Genomic DNA, 16,455 nt, shown 5'->3' on the forward strand with positions numbered 1-16,455 from the left:
CTTTGCAATTCCATGGAGGTTCCCCGATGAAATGGTTCTACGATCTTAAAATTTCCACCAAGCTGATCAGCTCGTTCCTGGTGGTCCTGGCCCTCACCGGGGCCATGGGCGCCTTCGCTATCCTTCAGCTCGGTGCCGTCAACCAGGCCGCCCAGGACATCAAGGGCAACTGGATGCCCTCCATGCGTGCAGCCGCAGGCATGCGTTTTTTTGCCGCCAACTATCGCTTGAAAGAAAACCGCCACATCGGTACCGAGATTCCCGAAGAAAAGGCCCAGGCCGAACGCGAAGCCGCCGAGGCGCGCCAGCAGTTCGAAACCCGCATGCAGACCTACGAGCAATTGCTGTCGAACGATGAAGATCGTCAACTCCTGCTTAGCGTGAAAAGCGCATGGGACGCCTACATTGCGAGCAGCAAGCAGGTCCTGGAGTTTTCCCGTCAGAACCAGGAAGCCCAGGCGCGCAGTTTGCTCCGGGGTGAATCCAAAGGGCATTTCGATGAGGTGACCAACCGCCTGCAGAAAATGGTCGAGCTCAATGACGCCGGCGCCACTGCCGCGGGTGACAAGGGCTCGGCGCTGTATGAAAGCTCACGCGTGTCGATCATCGCGGTACTGGCCGCATCCCTGCTGATCGGTCTGGGCCTGGCGATATTCATCGCGCGGATCATTTCCCGGCCGTTGCGCCAGGCGGCGAGCGCCGCCGAGCAATTGGCCGAAGGCAACCTTAATGCGCACATCGAGCCAGGTGGCAAAGATGAAACCGGCATGGTGCTCAACGCCATGCGCAACATGGTCGGCAAGCTGGCCCATATCATCGGCGAAGTGCGTAACGCCTCCGATAACCTTGCCAGCGCCTCCGAACAAGTCAGCGCCACCGCGCAATCGATGAGTCAGGCCACCAGTGAACAGGCCGCCAGTGTCGAGGAAACCAGTGCGTCGGTCGAACAGATGAGCGCCAGCATCAACCAGAACACCGAAAACGCCAAGGTCACGGATGGCATGGCCAGCAAAGCGGCCAAGGAAGCCACCGAGGGCGGCGAATCGGTACAGCAGACGGTGGTGGCGATGAAGAAAATCGCCCAGCGCATCAGCATCATCGATGACATCGCTTACCAGACCAATCTGCTCGCGCTCAATGCCGCCATCGAGGCCGCCCGGGCCGGCGAGCACGGCAAGGGCTTCGCCGTGGTGGCCGCCGAAGTGCGCAAGCTGGCCGAACGCAGCCAGGTCGCCGCCCAGGAAATCGGCGAACTGTCTTCCAGCAGCGTGGAGATGGCCGAGAAAGCCGGCAAGTTGCTCGACGAAATGGTGCCTTCCATCAACAAGACGTCCGACCTGGTGCAGGAAATCAGCGCGGCGTCCGAAGAACAGGCCGCCGGTGTCGCGCAGATCAACACGGCGATGACCCAGCTCAACCAAGTGACCCAGCAAAACGCCTCGAGCAGTGAGGAACTGGCGGCCACGGCCGAAGAAATGAGCAGCCAGGCCGAGCAACTGCAACAGGCCATGAGTTTCTTCGTGCTGGATTCAGCGTCCAAGGCTGCGGTGCAAAGCACCGGCGTGGACAGCCCCGGCAGCACGCCCAACCGTCAACCGCCGCGCACCAAACCAACGCCGCCGCGCAAGGCGTTCGCCTACACCATGGCCAGTGCCCCGGACGAATCGGATTTCACCCGCTTCTGATCGCACGATCGATGCGGGCCTACAAGGGAGAGTAGTGACATGGGCGCAGTAATGACGACTCGGCAGACCGCGGTGGCGGTCGATGAGGATGCGCAGTACCTGACCTTCATGCTGGGCGGCGAAATGTTCGCCATCGGCATCCTGGGGATCAAGGAAATTATCGAATACGGCAGCCTGACCGTGGTGCCGATGATGCCCGCTTTCGTGCGCGGGGTGATCAACCTGCGCGGCGCAGTGGTGCCGGTGGTGGACTTGTCGGCGCGCTTTGGGCGGGCCAACTCGGCGATCACCCGGCGTTCCTGCGTGATCATCATCGAGGCGAGTACCGAGGACGGTCAGCCACAGGACATCGGGCTGCTGGTCGATACGGTATCTGCCGTGCAGGAGATCCCGGCCACGCAGATCGAACCGCCACCGAGCTTCGGTGCGCGCATTCGCGCCGATTTCATCAGTGGCATGGCCAAGGTCGAGGGCAAATTCGTGATCGTGCTGGAAGTGGACAAGGTGCTGTCTATCGACGAGATGTCCAGCCTGGCCGAGGCTGGCCAGGCGCCGGCCCCTGACCTCGACCTGCGTTGAGGCTCGATCATGTCAGATACCGTCTCCATCGACGATCATGAATTCGGTCAGTTCCAGACCTGGCTGTACCGGGCGGCCGGCATCAACCTGTCGCCCGCCAAGAAAGCTCTGGTGGCCGGGCGCCTGTTCAAGCGCCTCAAGCACTATGAGCTGCAGAGCTATGGTGAGTATTTCAAGCTGATCATGAATGACCAGCGCAAGGGCGAACTGCAAGTTGCGCTGGATTTGCTGACCACCAACGAAACCTATTTTTTTCGCGAGCCCAAGCACTTCGACTTCCTGCGTCAGCACGTGCTGCCCCAGGCCGCGCCGGGCCGGATGTTTCGCGTGTGGAGCGCGGCCAGTTCCACCGGCGAAGAGCCCTACAGCCTGGCGATGACCCTGGCCGAAAGCCTCGGTACCACGCCCTGGGAAGTGATCGGCTCGGACATCAGCTCCCAGGTACTGGCCAAGGCGCGCACGGGGCATTACTCAATGGAACGCATCGAGACATTGCCCCAGCCGCTGCTGGTCAAGTACTGCCTCAAGGGCATGGGGCGTCAGGAGGGCACCGTCCTGATCGACAAGGCCTTGCGCAACCGCGTCAATTTTATCCAGGTCAACCTTAACGAAGCGCTGCCGGCGCTGGGGGAGTTCGAGGTGATTTTCCTGCGCAACGTGATGATTTATTTCGATCAGCAGACCAAGAGCCAGGTGGTCGCGCGTCTGTTGCCGCTGCTTAAACGCGGTGGTTATTTGATCATCAGTCACTCCGAAAGCCTCCACGGCGTCAATGACACCTTGAAGCTGGTGGCGCCGTCGATTTACCGCAAGCCATGAAAAAGCCTGTGGGTACGACCGAAGTGGTATTGGCGCCTGGCCAAGTCAGTTTTGCAACGCGGCCGACGCGCCTGCGGACCTTGCTCGGCTCCTGTGTGGCGATTACCTTTTGGCATCCGCAGCGGCTGATCGGCGGCATGTGTCACTTCATGCTGCCGGGGCGCCTGCGCAACCATCAGCCCCTCGATGGCCGGTATGCCGACGAAGCCCTGGAACTGCTGCTGCGTCACGCGCAAATCAATGGCACGCATGCACGGGATTACCAGGTCAAGTTGTTCGGCGGCGGCGAGATGTTTCCGGATCTGCAACGTCGTCTGCCGACGCAGGACGTCGCCAGCCTGAATATTCGCGCGGCGCTGGCCCTGGCCGAGCGTCATCACCTGCACCTGGCCGCCCAGGACATGGGCAGTACCGGTTACCGCACGATCATGTTCGACCTGTGGAACGGCAACGTCTGGGTTCGGCACCAACCAATGGGAATACTTCAAGAAGATGCCTACCAAAAAAATCAGTGTGCTGCTGGTCGATGATTCGGCCGTGGTGCGCCAGGTACTGCTGGCGATTCTCAGCGATACGCCGGATATCCACGTCATGGGGGCGGCTTCCGACCCGATTTTCGCCATGGACAAACTGGCGCGGGAATGGCCGGACGTGATCGTGCTGGATGTCGAAATGCCGCGCATGGACGGCATCACGTTTCTCAAGAAAATCATGAGCGAGCGGCCGACGCCGGTGGTGATCTGCTCCTCGCTGACCCAGAAAGGCGCGGAAACCTCCCTGCAGGCGCTGTCGGCGGGCGCTGTGGAAATCATCACCAAGCCCTCAACCGGTTTGAAGAGTTTCCTGATTGAATCGGCGGCCGAGTTGGTGGCCGCGATCCGGGCCGCCGCAAACTCCAATGTCAGGAACCTGGGAAAACGCAGCGTCAGCCCGCCCTTGGTTCCAGCCAGCAAGCTCAGTGCCGATGCGATCCTGCCCGCCGCCAATGGGCATGCCATGGCCCAGACTACCGAGCGCATCGTCGCCATCGGCACCTCCACCGGCGGCACCCAAGCGCTGGAAGCCGTGCTGACGGCACTGCCGCGCGTATGCCCGGGTATGGTGATCGTGCAGCACATGCCCGAGAAGTTCACCGCTTCGTTCGCCGAGCGCCTCAACAGCGTGTGCGAAATCGAAGTGCGCGAAGCGCGCAACAACGACCGTATCCTGCCTGGCCTGGCCCTGATCGCACCCGGCGGCAAGCACCTGATGGTCAACCGCAGCGGCGCCTATTACCACGCTCAGGTGATCGATGGACCGCTGGTCAACCGCCATCGACCCTCCGTGGATGTGCTATTTCGCTCGGTGGCCAGGTTCGCCGGCAGGAATGCCACCGGCATCATCATGACGGGCATGGGCGACGATGGCGCACGCGGGCTCAAGGAAATGCTCGAGGCCGGGGCCGCGACAGTCGCCCAGGATGAAGCCAGTTGCGTGGTGTTCGGCATGCCCAAGGAAGCCATCAAGCTCAACGCCGCTCAGCGCATCATGGCGCTGGAGGATATTTATCGGGCGATCCTGCATAAGTGAGGGGGAAGGGGCGGGTGAATAGTTAGTGCGTCGACGAGCCACTTTTCTGTAGGCGAAAAAAAGACCTTGAATTTCAAGGTCTTTTTTTAAGAGGGGCCGAGGGAGACTCGAGTGTTCTATATATCCTAAGGCTTCCAGGCTGATTCTGGATCTCGGGATACAAGCAGGGATACACGCTGCTTTCTGTTGGGGCATTTTCTTAATCAGGTGCTGCTACGATCAAAGCTCGCGGAGGCTATCAAAAAAGGGAAACCATGCGCGCAGCTTTCGAAGCTGACCTGCTGACGTTCGTCGAATCTGAACTGAAAAAACTGAATGTCGTAGCTCCCAACAGAGATGTGACCGGCTGCGCGTTGCTTCTTTTCAAGCTCCAAAGAAGATGTCCAGTTGCAACGCCACGACGGACAGAGTGCGCAGCGTCTTTCTCTGTCCCTGCTGATCTAAAAAGCGGCTTCGATGGGCTTTGCCTTGCAATCCACCAAGGCCAGCCTCTGTTACCGTATTTGAGCAGATCCACGTTCAGCATAGATAAAGCTGATGGGCTTCTTGATGACTGGGGGATTCTGCATTTTCATCTCGGCACTGAACGCTTACTCAATGGACTGATCAAGGGTACTAAGACCGTCGCATTCGGTTTGGTACAGACAGACTGCATCTATTTTCTTGACGCTCTTCCCCACGGTCCCGGTCATGGTGATGTCTGGGTTCGCGAGAAGCTGATCCACACCATCGAGGAGAATTGGCCGTCTTTGCTACCTTCAAATTCTCGCTCCTTGACCCCGGATACCCTGACGGCTGAGGAGCGAGCAAACTGCAGGAAAAAGTCCTTAAACGTAAGCGTCTGGCCAAGTCACCTACCGAACTCCAGCATTAAGGACGATGGTGTCCGCGTATTTTTAAGCGGACGCGATTGCCCTTATCGCCAGGATTTCCATGCGCCAACGAAGCTCTTATCCCAAACCATTCAAAGCCCAGGTCGTCCAGGAATGCCTGCAACCTGGGGCGATAATTTCTAGCGTAGCCATCCATCACGGCATCAACGCCAACGTGATCCGCAAGTGGCTACCGACTTACCGAGATCAATCGCCTGCAACTTTGCCGGCTTTCGTTCCGGTTAAAGCAGTACCAAGGCGAGCAACAGAAGAGATTGTGATCATCTCGCTGCCTTTGGGTGATAAATCCATCACCGTAAAGTGGCCAGCCTCGGATCCGGACGGCTGCGCGTGTTTCGTTCGTGGCCTGGCCCAATGATTCGCGTCGATGCCATCTGGCTCGCCACCGAGCCTATGGACATGCGCGCAGGCACTGAGACTGCTTTGGCTCGAGTGGTCGCGGTGTTCGGTGCGGCGAAGCCGCACTGTGCTTATCTATTCGCCAACCGCCGCGCCAATCGCATGAAAGTGCTGGTGCATGACGGCTTCGGAGTATGGCTGGCGGCGCGCCGGTTGAACCAAGGCAAGTTCCACTGGCCTGGCATTCACCATGGCTCTGAGATGGAACTGGATACCGAGCAACTTCAGGCATTGGTGCTGGGTCTGCCATGGCAACGCGCAGGTTCTGGAGGCTCGATCACACTGCTTTAACGGCTGCCATTAGCCTATCGGTATATCGCCGCGAATTGCCCGCTCTGGCAAAATCGGCCCCATGACTCCGCTACCCAATCTCGATCACCTGACCCCTGAACAACTGCGCGCCTTGGCGGCGCAGTTAATGCAGCGTGTCGAGACGCTAGATCACCAGGTCGACACGCTGGGCAAGACGGTCGAAACGATGGGTAAAACCGTTGAAACGATGGGCAAGAAGATCAACAGTGATCAAACAGTCATAGAGAAACTGACCTTCGAGATCGCACAGCTCAAGCGCTTGAAATTTGCCAAGCGCAGCGAGCAGATGAATCCTGAGCAGGCCAGTTTGCTTGATGACCTGATCGATACCGATATCGCAGCGATTGAAGCAGAGCTTCAGGCTTTGCAAACAGTGGCAGCGGCAACCGAGAAAAAGCAGAAGCCCAAGCGCACTGCATTACCGGCTGAGTTTCCACGCACACTGATCCATCACGAACCGGACAACACTCACTGCCCATGCGGCTGCGCTCTCAAGCGCATCGGCGAGGACGTCAGCGAGAAGCTGGACTACACGCCCGGCGCATTTACCGTTGAACGCCATGTGCGTGGCAAATGGGTCTGCGATGACTGCGAAACGCTGATCCAGGCACCTGTTCCGGCGCAGGTTATTGATAAGGGCATCCCGACTGCGGGCCTGCTGGCCCACGTAATGATTGCCAAGTTTTCCGACCACCTGCCGCTTTACCGTCAGGAATCGATCTTCGGTCGAGCGGGCCTGGCGATTCCACGCTCCACCTTGGCTCAATGGGTTGGCGTGACCGGGGTTCAGTTGCAGCCGCTGGTTGATGCGCTGCGCGACGTGGTACTCGGGCAGCAGGTTATTCATGCCGATGAAACACCGGTGCAGATGCTCATGCCGGGAACGAAGAAAACCCACCGTTCCTATGTTTGGGCCTATGCCACCACCCAGTTCTCAGATGTGGCAGCGGTGGTTTACGACTTCAGCCCCAGCCGCGCCGGAGAGCATGCTCGCAACTTCCTGCAAGACTGGAGGGGCAAGCTGGTCTGCGACGATTTTGGCGGCTACAAGGCCAGCTTTGAACTCGGCGTGACCGAGATCGGCTGCATGGCTCATGCACGGCGCAAGTTCTTCGAACTGCACGCTACGAATAAAAGCACGCTCGCCGAGCAAGCCCTGCGCTATATCCAGTTGCTGTATGAAATCGAAAATGAAGTCCGCGACTTGGAGCCGGATTTAAGGCGCAGAATACGGCAAGAAAAAGCTGTACCTGTGATGAACATGCTGCACGCCTGGATGATCGCCCAGCGTGACCTCGTGCCCGAAGGCTCAGCCATCAGCAGAGCACTCGATTACAGCCTGAAACGCTGGGCAGCGCTGTCGCGCTACCTTGATGACGGGGCCGTACCCATAGACAACAACTGGGCAGAGAACCAGATCCGGCCTTGGGCGCTTGGACGCAAGAACTGGCTCTTCGCAGGGTCGTTGCGCAGCGGTCAGCGTGCGGCGGCGCTAATGAGCCTGATCCAGTCGGCCAAACTCAACGGACATGATCCGTATGCGTATCTGAAAGATGTACTGACTCGCCTGCCGACGCAGCGAGCAAGTGGAATTACCGATTTGCTCCCTTTTCGCTGGGTCAAGCAGGGAAGCTAATCGTTGCAGATATCCATCATGCGGGGAGATAGCGATATACCTTTGTTTCTCGAAGAGAAAATCCTGCCCCCTCGTATAAACCATGAGCGGATTCTCGATTTGGGTTAGACGTAAGATCCAGTGTTTTTGCGCCCAGGGCATGACTTCTTTCTACAGCTGCCTGAATGAGCGCTTTGCCGACTCCCTGCCCCCGGGCACCAGCATCCACAACGACATCCTCGATCCAAGCACGAACACCTGTCGGAATACGGAAATGAATGAGGGTTAGCGCCCCCAAGATATTTTCTCCACCTGCCCCCCTCACTACGAATAGATCAGAGCATTCTGCATCTACGATCAGCTGCAACTCTTGCATTGTCATTGCCTTCGCATTCATGGAAAGCTGGGGGAGTAGGTCATTCAAAGACTTGAGTAATACCGGATTTGTCTCTCGAACCAACTCGATCAAATTGGATTGATTTGTCATGAGAAATCCTCGGATAGGGAGCAGTGGCGAACGTCAAAAGTTTATTAAGACAAGGCATCAGGCCTTACACCTGCGATCAGACAAACAATATAGTACAGGCTACACATGACCCGCTGGCTAACGTTGGACGTCTCGCTGTTTTGAACAGCCACAGCCAAAAAACCAGACGGGATGACCAGACGCTTACCCTTAAACGTCACCGTGACGAAGCTTTCTGGTGAAGTGATCTTTCCACCAGGCGGTGGTGTCATGTGCGATGGCACTGCCATCAATAACTTCATGCAGCTGCAAAAAATCTACGCCCAGTTCGATTGGGCTCGCAAAACGTGCGAATTAAACGAGCAATCAATACGTGATGCGTTAGAGGTCGGTGATAAAGACTTCCGTTTGCATATTGGGTTTGCTGACAGGCAGCTGTATTTGTACGAAGGCAGCACGGGTGTCCGCATTGAGTTCGCTGGGCTCGCATAGCCACATTTTCTCTCGTCCTTTAGCTAGCCGATTCCCAAAACCTGCCGGGGCCCCTGAGAGATTCCTTACAGCACGGGGTCGGAAACCCGCGACATCGTGGTAGCGACAGATTCCCCTGCTTACTGAAATTTCAACGTTGAAATTGAAAGGATCTTGAAGAAAAAGGGACATCGTTACCGTGTTGGTAAAGATGCCCCTTTGTTTTGCTGATAACGCACGCATGGCGTTCGTCAACCGAGTCAACTCCGTCAACCTGTCAACCAACTTCAAAAATCCAGCCGCTAACACGAACGCGCGGGTTCTCTGCCCCGTGTCAGTTTGGAGTGCTCAGGGTCCCTGGCACCTATCTCGTAAGCAGCTGGCTAATACGCCTATACATTGCTTTCACGTCAATTCACGTTCTCTGTATCAGCCTCTCAAATCCCTGTCGGCAAGAGGGCTGATTATTTTCTGGAGAGCGATGCGATCATTTGATCAAAGGCCGTTAGCGAATATCTTCCATCAAGGTTTTCTACGGTGGGCATTTTTGAAGGAAACCCGAATCGCACTCTGCCAGGAAGCACTTCATCCATAGCTGAGTACCAGGTCAGCAGAGCTTGTTGGAGGCGCACGTGTAGCTCGAATCTACTCCGTCGGCGGGTGGTGTCTGCTTTGGCTCGTTCGCGCGCGAGCTGAGGATCTATGCGGCCAACAATGTAACAGTCAGCAAAGCCAATACGTCCTTGTGCGATCGTTTCTCTTGTGGCATCCAATTCTATTCGCCAGTCGTGTTCGCTCGCCTCGCCGATCTGCCAAAGGCTCCAAATGTAGTGGAGCTTGAGAGGGTCACTGTCACACAAAACCCACGAAGAAATGTCTTCCATGGCCAGCGTCGTTTGCCAGCGATCCACGTTTCGCTCTGCCCAAAAAGTTGCTGCTCCGACTGGATCCTTTATCCGATCCGGCTCGTTTTCAAAACGGCCGTTTTCAGGAATGACATGTTGCCCTCCATGCTTAGAGCACCAAGTGGTTTTCCCGCTGGCGCTGATACCCTCAACAACCAAAATCATCGTTACGACTACTCCGTTAATTGCGCCATCCTTGTAAGTCCCAAAGCATCGGGGGATTACGTGGTTTCTGCCGCCACCCACTGATGCGGCAGCAGTTGCCTGATCTCACGCGCTCGCTGTGTCGGCAGCCGCATCAGCACATCTGTAAGATAGGCATACCCTATCTCTAAATCTTGGGCAAATGCACAGGTGAACCGCAGTTCACCATGTTCACCTGTTCACTAAGCTGGGCATCTTTCCGCTAACAAGATCGGGCGGATTTCCGACCCCGTGTCTCAATGAAAACCTCAGGGGCCCCCGGCAGTGTGCAGGGCATCGCCCATGCCGTGTTCCATCGTCTTGCGAAAGCCCAGCCGATCAATCGTGCGTGGGCCGTGCTCATCGATCTTGGCGGCGGCAGATTCCCAACGGGTGAATCGGCTTTCTCCTAAGCGCTCGATGACCTGGCGCAGCCGCGCCAAGATCGCATCACCCTCGAAGTTACCGGCGCCGCCACGTTCGGCCAGCCACGCATGCAGACACACCCGTGCGGCGGTTGTGGCTGTGCCATCGGGCCAGCGAGTAACGCCGTAGGCGGTGGCTAACTCCCCGGCCGCTGCTGCGAGGCCAAAGCGAAGGGAGGCACGTTGCGCCTGACCACTGGCCGAGGCGGGTAGGTTTTGGGTGATGGACTGTTCCACAGTGCGGCGCACGATCACTGTCCACCTGAGCATTTCCCCAGGCGCACACAGTGCGGGCAGGAAAGCGGTGAGGGGCGTGCCGTAATATTTGGCTACGCGGGCCTTGAGCGCATCGGAGAGGGCGGCAGCGTCCTCAAAACCATTCAGCACATCGAACATGCCCAGGCCTTTGCTGGCATCCGCAGGTACGGCAAGCATGCGCACCTCCATACCGGCTTTCAGCTCCTTGTTGGCATCTGCCATGTGCTACGCCAACGTCTTCTCGTCCGTAGAGAGAAACAGCAAGCGCCACGCCTGCACGTAACCGGGGTTAGTGCACGACTTTCCTCTTCCTAACGCCCGCAACCCTCCAGACTGGCCGCCGGAAATCTCTCGCCACAGATACCAACTTTCATCTCCAGCCGCTCCTGAGCTACTTTTCCTCCGTCGCTTCCAACCCAGCGACCGGACTTGAGAATCCGAGAAACAATAGGCGCATAGGCGCCACCATCCATTAGACTGTTGGCGCTTTTTTGTGCCCGCATGCCTGTGTCATGGTGGCTATGCGTGGGAGACCTTCGGGTCTGCCGGGTTCCTATTGTCCCGGTTTCTCAGCCCGCGCATAGCTGCCACCCATTCGCATGAGAAACGAACGTGGTAGCTCTCTACATTAGGAGCTTGAGCAATGAACGTTTCTGATAAATCGTACACGCGCAATGCTGCAATCGACGCCGCCGCTCAGATCGGAGGTGCCGAATGATCAACCCACCCCTCAACAAAACCCTCGGCGTCATCACCTTTTCCACTTGCGGCAAGCAGCCCAACCTCCACCGTCTATTCCGCGTCAATTCTGGCGTGCCCATCCGTGATGCCCTGGAGCATGTCTCCGAGTTGTTGCACTGTTCCAAGTTGCTGGCGTTGGATGCGGCCATGGATTCCAGTGCCGATCGCTATGCCTGGGCGGCGCATTATTTGGGGGAGATGGCGAAGGCGGTGGTGGATGATTTGGCGAATGGGATGTTATCGAATGGGGTGGTGGAGGAGGGGGAGTCAGTGGAGGCGTAAGGCAGATAGCTTGAGGATGTTTGGGCTGGCGTCTTCGCAGGCAAGCCAGCGCCCACAGGCGGCTGTGTTTTAAGATAGAGCAGGCGGCGATCGGTCATTCTGCTGATCACCCGCTTTTCTACAGGCGAAAAAAAAGACCTTGAATTTCAAGGTCTTTTTTTAAGATGGTGCCCCGAGGGAGACTCGAACTCCCACTCCTTTCGAAAACGGATTTTGAATCCGCCGCGTCTACCAATTCCGCCATCAGGGCTCAATGGCGGCGAAGTATAGAGAGGTGATTACCGTTGGTCAATCACGTTTCATGGTCAATTTTGACTATTTCCGCTAGACTTCCCGGCCCTGCTAGACGAACCCCATCATGCGCGTTGCTGACTTTACTTTTGAGCTCCCTGATTCGCTGATCGCTCGCCACCCTTTGGCCGAGCGTCGCGCCAGTCGACTGCTGACCCTGGACGGGGTGAGCGGTGCCCTCGCACACCGTCAATTCACTGATTTGCTTGAGCATTTGCGCCCAGGCGACTTGATGGTGTTCAACAATACCCGGGTGATTCCGGCGCGGCTGTTTGGCCAGAAAGCCTCTGGCGGCAAGCTGGAAATCCTGGTGGAGCGGGTGCTGGACAGCCATCGCGTGCTGGCCCATGTGCGCTCCAGCAAGTCGCCGAAACCGGGCTCTTCCATCCTCATTGATGGCGGTGGCGAAGCCGAGATGGTGGCGCGCCATGATGCGCTGTTCGAGCTCAAGTTCGCCGAAGAGGTGTTGCCGCTGCTGGAGCGTGTCGGCCATATGCCGTTGCCTCCTTATATAGACCGCCCCGACGAAGACTCGGACCGCGAGCGCTATCAGACGGTGTACTCCCAACGCCTGGGCGCCGTTGCCGCGCCGACGGCCGGGTTGCATTTCGACCAGCCGCTGCTGGATGCGATTGCGGCCAAGGGCGTCGAGACCGCCTATGTGACCCTGCACGTGGGGGCCGGGACGTTTCAGCCGGTGCGTGTGGATAACATCGAAGACCACCATATGCACAGCGAATGGCTGGAAGTCAGCCAGGACGTCGTGGATGCCGTGGCTGCGTGCAAAGCGCGTGGCGGGCGGGTGATCGCGGTGGGCACCACCAGCGTGCGCTCCCTGGAGAGTGCGGCGCGTGATGGCGTGCTCAAGCCGTTCAGCGGCGATACCGATATCTTTATCTACCCAGGTCGGCCGTTCCATGTGGTCGATTGCCTGGTCACCAACTTCCATTTGCCGGAATCCACGCTGTTGATGCTGGTGTCGGCATTTGCCGGTTACCCCGAGACCATGGCCGCTTATCAAGCCGCCATCGACAATGGGTACCGTTTTTTCAGCTACGGTGATGCGATGTTTATCACCCGTAACCCGGCGCCACGCGGCCCAGAGGAACAACTATGAGTCGTATGTCGTTTGAATTGCTCGCCACCGACGGTAAAGCCCGTCGTGGTCGCCTGACTTTCCCGCGCGGCACCGTCGAGACCCCGGCCTTCATGCCCGTGGGCACTTACGGCACCGTAAAAGGCATGCTGCCGCGTGACATCGTCGCCACCGGCGCCGAAATCATCCTCGGCAACACTTTCCACCTGTGGCTGCGCCCGGGCACGGAAGTGATCAAGAAGCACGGCGACCTGCATGACTTCATGAAGTGGCAGGGCCCGATCCTGACCGACTCGGGTGGTTTCCAGGTGTTCAGCCTGGGCGCCATGCGCAAGATCAAGGAAGAGGGCGTGACCTTCGCCTCGCCGGTGGACGGTTCCAAAGTGTTCATGGGCCCGGAAGAGTCGATGCAGGTGCAGCGCGACCTGGGTTCCGACATCGTGATGATTTTCGACGAGTGCACGCCGTACCCGGCAGACGAAGACGTCGCGCGGATTTCCATGGAGTTGTCGCTGCGTTGGGCCCAGCGCTCGAAGAACGCCCATGGCGACAATACGGCGGCGCTGTTCGGGATCGTCCAGGGCGGCATGCATGAAAGCCTGCGCAAGCGCTCGCTGGAAGGCCTCGACAAGATCGGCTTTGACGGCCTGGCCATCGGCGGTCTGTCGGTGGGCGAGCCCAAGCACGAGATGATCAAGGTGCTGGATTACCTGCCGAGCCTGATGCCCGCTGACAAACCTCGTTACCTTATGGGCGTTGGCAAACCGGAAGATCTCGTAGAGGGTGTGCGCCGCGGTGTGGACATGTTCGATTGCGTGATGCCAACCCGTAATGCCCGCAATGGGCATCTGTTCATCGATACAGGCGTGCTGAAGATCCGTAACGCGTTCCATCGCCATGATGATTCGCCGCTGGATCCCACCTGTGACTGCTACACCTGCCTGAACTTCTCCCGTGCTTATCTGCACCATCTGGACAAGTGCGGGGAAATGCTGGGTAGCATGTTGAATACCATCCACAATTTGCGTCACTACCAAGTCCTGATGGCTGGTTTGCGCGAGGCTATTCAACAGGGTACATTGGCCGCCTTCGTCGATGCCTTCTATGCCAAGCGCGGGCTCCCTGTGCCGCCCTTGGACTGAGTTTTCCGACCCTAAGATTCACTATTTGCAACTGGAGTGCTAAATGAGCTTTTTTATCTCTAACGCCATGGCTGATGCCGCTGCGCCTGCCGCTGCCGGTCCTATGGGCGGTGGTTTCGAGTGGATTTTCCTGGTCGGCTTCCTGGTCATCTTCTATCTGATGATCTGGCGTCCACAGGCCAAGCGCGCCAAAGAGCAGAAAAACCTGCTCGGCAGCCTGCAAAAAGGCGACGAAGTGGTGACCACTGGCGGCATCGCCGGCAAGATCACCAAGGTTTCCGATGCTTTCGTGGTCCTGGAAGTTTCCGACACCGTAGAAATGAAGTTCCAGAAGGGCGCCATCGCCGCCACGCTGCCAAAAGGCACGCTCAAAGCGATCTGAGTAACAACCTTTACCAATCGACGGGGCGCGCAAGGCGCCCCGCGTTATAAGCGGGCGGCGTGATGCTGAACAAATACCCTCTGTGGAAATACGTACTGATCCTGGCGGTGCTGGCGATCGGTTTTATTTATTCCGCTCCCAATCTCTATCCTGATGACCCGGCGATCCAGATCACTGGCGCCAGCACTTCGCTGCAGGTCAATCAGGCTGATCTGGAACGCGCGAGCAAAGCGCTCAACGACGCGGGTATCCAGGTCAAGGCGGCAACGTTGGCAGCTGGTGCGAAAGGCGGTTTGCTGCGCCTGACCAAGGCAGAAGACCAATTGCCGGCCAAGGATGTCGTGCGCAAGGCCATGGGTGACGACTATGTGGTCGCGCTCAACCTGGCACAGACCACGCCACAATGGCTGCGCAGCATTGGCGCGCACCCGATGAAGCTGGGCCTGGACTTGTCCGGTGGCGTGCACTTCCTGCTGGAAGTCGATATGGACAAAGCCCTCGACGCGCGCCTGAAAGTCTACGAAGGCGATGTGAAGAGCCTGCTGCGCAAAGAGAAGTTGCGTTATCGCAGCCTGCCGCAGATCAACGGCGCCATCCAGCTGGGCTTCTCTGACGAAGCATCCCGCGAACAGGCCCGTGCGCTGGTGCGCAAGAACTTCAACGATTTCGATATCGTACCGGCCGACCTCAATGGTCAACCTGTACTGCGCCTGGCGATGACGCCAGCCAAGATCGCGGAAATCCGTGAGTACTCCATCAAGCAGAACTTGACCACGGTGCGTAACCGGGTCAACGAACTGGGTGTGGCCGAGCCGATCGTTCAGCGCCAGGGCGCCAACCGCATCGTGGTTGAGCTGCCAGGTGTACAGGACACGGCTGAAGCCAAGCGTATCCTGGGCAAGACCGCCAACCTGGAATTCCGTCTGGCGGCTGAGCCGGGTGCTACCCGCGCCACGGCCGAAGAGTTCGAATTCCGCGAAGGCAACCGTCCTCCTGCATTGATCGAGCGTGGCTTGATCATCACCGGTGACCAGGTCACCGACGCCAAGGCCGGTTTCGATTCGCAGCACGGTACGCCTGAAGTGAACATCCGTCTGGATGGCCATGGCGGCGACCTGATGAGCCGCGCCACGCGCAGCAACGTCGGTCGCAGCATGGCGGTGATCTTCATCGAGCAGCGGCCGGTCACCACTTACACCAAGCAAATGGTCGACGGCGTCGAGAAAGACGTACCGGTCCAGACCTTCAAGGAAGAGAAGAAGATCATCAGCCTGGCGACCATCCAGTCGCCACTGGGTGCTCAATTCCGTATCACCGGCCTGAACGGCCAGGGTGAATCGTCTGAGCTGGCCCTGTTGCTGCGTGCCGGTGGCTTGGCGGCGCCGATGTACTTCGCTGAAGAGCGTACCATCGGCCCGAGCCTGGGTGCCGACAACATCACCAAGGGTATCGATGCAGCCTTGTGGGGCATGTTGTTCGTGTCGCTGTTCATCATCGCCATCTATCGCTTCTTCGGCATCATCGCCACCGTGGCCCTGGCGGGCAACATGGTGATGCTGCTGGCCCTGATGTCGCTGCTGGGCGCTACACTGACCCTGCCAGGTATCGCCGGTATCGTACTCACCATGGGTATGGCGGTAGACGCCAACGTACTGATCTTCTCGCGGATCCGTGAAGAGATCGCGGCAGGCATGACCGTACAGCGTGCAATCAACGAAGGCTTCGGCCGGGCATTTACCGCGATTCTCGACTCCAACCTGACCACCTTACTGGTCGGCGGGATTCTCTTTGCCATGGGCACCGGCCCGGTCAAAGGTTTTGCGGTGACCATGTCCCTCGGTATCTTTACCTCGATGTTCACGGCCATCATGGTGACCCGCGCAATGGTCAACCTGATCTTTGGCGGGCGTGACTTCAAGAAGTTGTGGATTTAAGGGGCTGC

17 protein-coding genes, 1 tRNA gene and 2 pseudogenes are annotated in these 16,455 nt (G+C 58.1%); 15 read left to right on the top strand and 5 right to left on the bottom strand.

All coding sequences use genetic code 11. From position 1 onward, the window contains the following. The first annotated feature begins 26 nt into the window (after nucleotides 1–26). From BFN10_RS07995 to tnpC, 9 genes are all read left to right on the top strand, one after another. Complete coding sequence (locus tag BFN10_RS07995; protein ID WP_071489231.1) at nucleotides 27–1,685, top strand: methyl-accepting chemotaxis protein; 1,659 nt, start codon at nucleotides 27–29, stop codon at nucleotides 1,683–1,685. A gap of 39 nt (nucleotides 1,686–1,724) precedes the next feature. Then, entirely contained in the window at nucleotides 1,725–2,264 is a 540-nt protein-coding gene (locus tag BFN10_RS08000; protein ID WP_058423387.1) for a chemotaxis protein CheW, read from the top strand. A gap of 9 nt (nucleotides 2,265–2,273) precedes the next feature. After that, nucleotides 2,274–3,083 (top strand): CheR family methyltransferase, encoded by an 810-nt coding sequence (locus BFN10_RS08005; protein WP_071489232.1) that lies wholly within the window; start codon nucleotides 2,274–2,276, stop codon nucleotides 3,081–3,083. Further along, the gene (cheD, locus tag BFN10_RS08010) at nucleotides 3,080–3,613 is read left to right on the top strand and encodes a chemoreceptor glutamine deamidase CheD (protein WP_071489233.1); all 534 of its coding nucleotides are present in this window, start codon (nucleotides 3,080–3,082) and stop codon (nucleotides 3,611–3,613) included. Before BFN10_RS08005 ends, cheD begins: the two co-directional genes overlap by 4 nt. Beyond that, nucleotides 3,576–4,652 (top strand): protein-glutamate methylesterase/protein-glutamine glutaminase, encoded by a 1,077-nt coding sequence (locus BFN10_RS08015; RefSeq protein ID WP_071489234.1) that lies wholly within the window; start codon nucleotides 3,576–3,578, stop codon nucleotides 4,650–4,652. Before cheD ends, BFN10_RS08015 begins: the two co-directional genes overlap by 38 nt. Before the next feature lie 254 nt (nucleotides 4,653–4,906). After that, nucleotides 4,907–5,668 (top strand): hypothetical protein, encoded by a 762-nt coding sequence (locus BFN10_RS29425; RefSeq protein ID WP_130898128.1) that lies wholly within the window; start codon nucleotides 4,907–4,909, stop codon nucleotides 5,666–5,668. Then, nucleotides 5,586–5,903 (top strand): IS66-like element accessory protein TnpA, encoded by a 318-nt coding sequence (gene tnpA, locus BFN10_RS30040; RefSeq protein WP_083351505.1) that lies wholly within the window; start codon nucleotides 5,586–5,588, stop codon nucleotides 5,901–5,903. The genes BFN10_RS29425 and tnpA overlap by 83 nt, the downstream gene beginning before the upstream one ends. Beyond that, the gene (tnpB, locus tag BFN10_RS29690; RefSeq protein WP_071489235.1) at nucleotides 5,900–6,235 is read left to right on the top strand and encodes an IS66 family insertion sequence element accessory protein TnpB; all 336 of its coding nucleotides are present in this window, start codon (nucleotides 5,900–5,902) and stop codon (nucleotides 6,233–6,235) included. Before tnpA ends, tnpB begins: the two co-directional genes overlap by 4 nt. Nucleotides 6,236–6,296: 61 nt before the next feature. Then, nucleotides 6,297–7,892 (top strand): IS66 family transposase, encoded by a 1,596-nt coding sequence (gene tnpC, locus BFN10_RS08025; RefSeq protein WP_071489236.1) that lies wholly within the window; start codon nucleotides 6,297–6,299, stop codon nucleotides 7,890–7,892. 16 nt (nucleotides 7,893–7,908) lie between these two features. Here tnpC and BFN10_RS08030 read toward each other — a convergent pair whose 3' ends face one another. After that, entirely contained in the window at nucleotides 7,909–8,358 is a 450-nt protein-coding gene (locus BFN10_RS08030) for a GNAT family N-acetyltransferase (RefSeq protein ID WP_071489237.1), read from the bottom strand. A 171-nt stretch (nucleotides 8,359–8,529) separates the two neighbouring features. On the opposite strand from BFN10_RS08030, the gene BFN10_RS08035 reads away from it, so the two are divergent. After that, complete coding sequence (locus BFN10_RS08035; protein WP_130898127.1) at nucleotides 8,530–8,829, top strand: hypothetical protein; 300 nt, start codon at nucleotides 8,530–8,532, stop codon at nucleotides 8,827–8,829. Between the two features lie 443 nt (nucleotides 8,830–9,272). Here BFN10_RS08035 and BFN10_RS08040 read toward each other — a convergent pair whose 3' ends face one another. The 3 genes and pseudogenes from BFN10_RS08040 to BFN10_RS08045 all read right to left on the bottom strand — a co-directional run. Then, nucleotides 9,273–9,878, bottom strand: a complete 606-nt coding sequence (locus BFN10_RS08040; protein WP_071489239.1) for a hypothetical protein — start codon at nucleotides 9,876–9,878, stop codon at nucleotides 9,273–9,275. 56 nt (nucleotides 9,879–9,934) lie between these two features. Next, nucleotides 9,935–10,036: pseudogene (locus BFN10_RS30045) on the bottom strand (transposase domain-containing protein); the annotation flags it as partial. 144 nt (nucleotides 10,037–10,180) lie between these two features. Then, a pseudogene (locus tag BFN10_RS08045) lies at nucleotides 10,181–10,909 on the bottom strand (DUF927 domain-containing protein); the annotation flags it as partial. A gap of 384 nt (nucleotides 10,910–11,293) precedes the next feature. Here BFN10_RS08045 and BFN10_RS08050 point away from each other — a divergent pair. Further along, the gene (locus BFN10_RS08050; RefSeq protein WP_071489240.1) at nucleotides 11,294–11,602 is read left to right on the top strand and encodes a DUF3077 domain-containing protein; all 309 of its coding nucleotides are present in this window, start codon (nucleotides 11,294–11,296) and stop codon (nucleotides 11,600–11,602) included. 165 nt (nucleotides 11,603–11,767) lie between these two features. Here the strand turns inward: BFN10_RS08050 and BFN10_RS08055 are convergent. Beyond that, a tRNA-Leu gene (locus BFN10_RS08055) sits at nucleotides 11,768–11,852 on the bottom strand. A 108-nt stretch (nucleotides 11,853–11,960) separates the two neighbouring features. On the opposite strand from BFN10_RS08055, the gene queA reads away from it, so the two are divergent. From queA to secD, 4 genes are all read left to right on the top strand, one after another. Then, nucleotides 11,961–13,010: a tRNA preQ1(34) S-adenosylmethionine ribosyltransferase-isomerase QueA gene (gene queA, locus BFN10_RS08060; RefSeq protein WP_071489241.1), complete on the top strand. Its 1,050-nt coding sequence runs from the start codon at nucleotides 11,961–11,963 to the stop codon at nucleotides 13,008–13,010. 5 nt (nucleotides 13,011–13,015) lie between these two features. Further along, nucleotides 13,016–14,131, top strand: a complete 1,116-nt coding sequence (gene tgt, locus BFN10_RS08065; RefSeq protein WP_162276409.1) for a tRNA guanosine(34) transglycosylase Tgt — start codon at nucleotides 13,016–13,018, stop codon at nucleotides 14,129–14,131. Between the two features lie 43 nt (nucleotides 14,132–14,174). Then, complete coding sequence (yajC, locus tag BFN10_RS08070) at nucleotides 14,175–14,513, top strand: preprotein translocase subunit YajC (RefSeq protein WP_003175975.1); 339 nt, start codon at nucleotides 14,175–14,177, stop codon at nucleotides 14,511–14,513. Nucleotides 14,514–14,575: 62 nt separating this feature from the next. Beyond that, nucleotides 14,576–16,447 (top strand): protein translocase subunit SecD, encoded by a 1,872-nt coding sequence (gene secD, locus BFN10_RS08075; protein WP_071489243.1) that lies wholly within the window; start codon nucleotides 14,576–14,578, stop codon nucleotides 16,445–16,447. The last annotated feature ends 8 nt before the right edge of the window (nucleotides 16,448–16,455 follow it).

Origin of the sequence: Pseudomonas extremorientalis (assembly GCF_001870465.1) — a bacterium.
Taxonomy (GTDB): Bacteria; Pseudomonadota; Gammaproteobacteria; order Pseudomonadales; family Pseudomonadaceae; genus Aquipseudomonas; species Aquipseudomonas extremorientalis.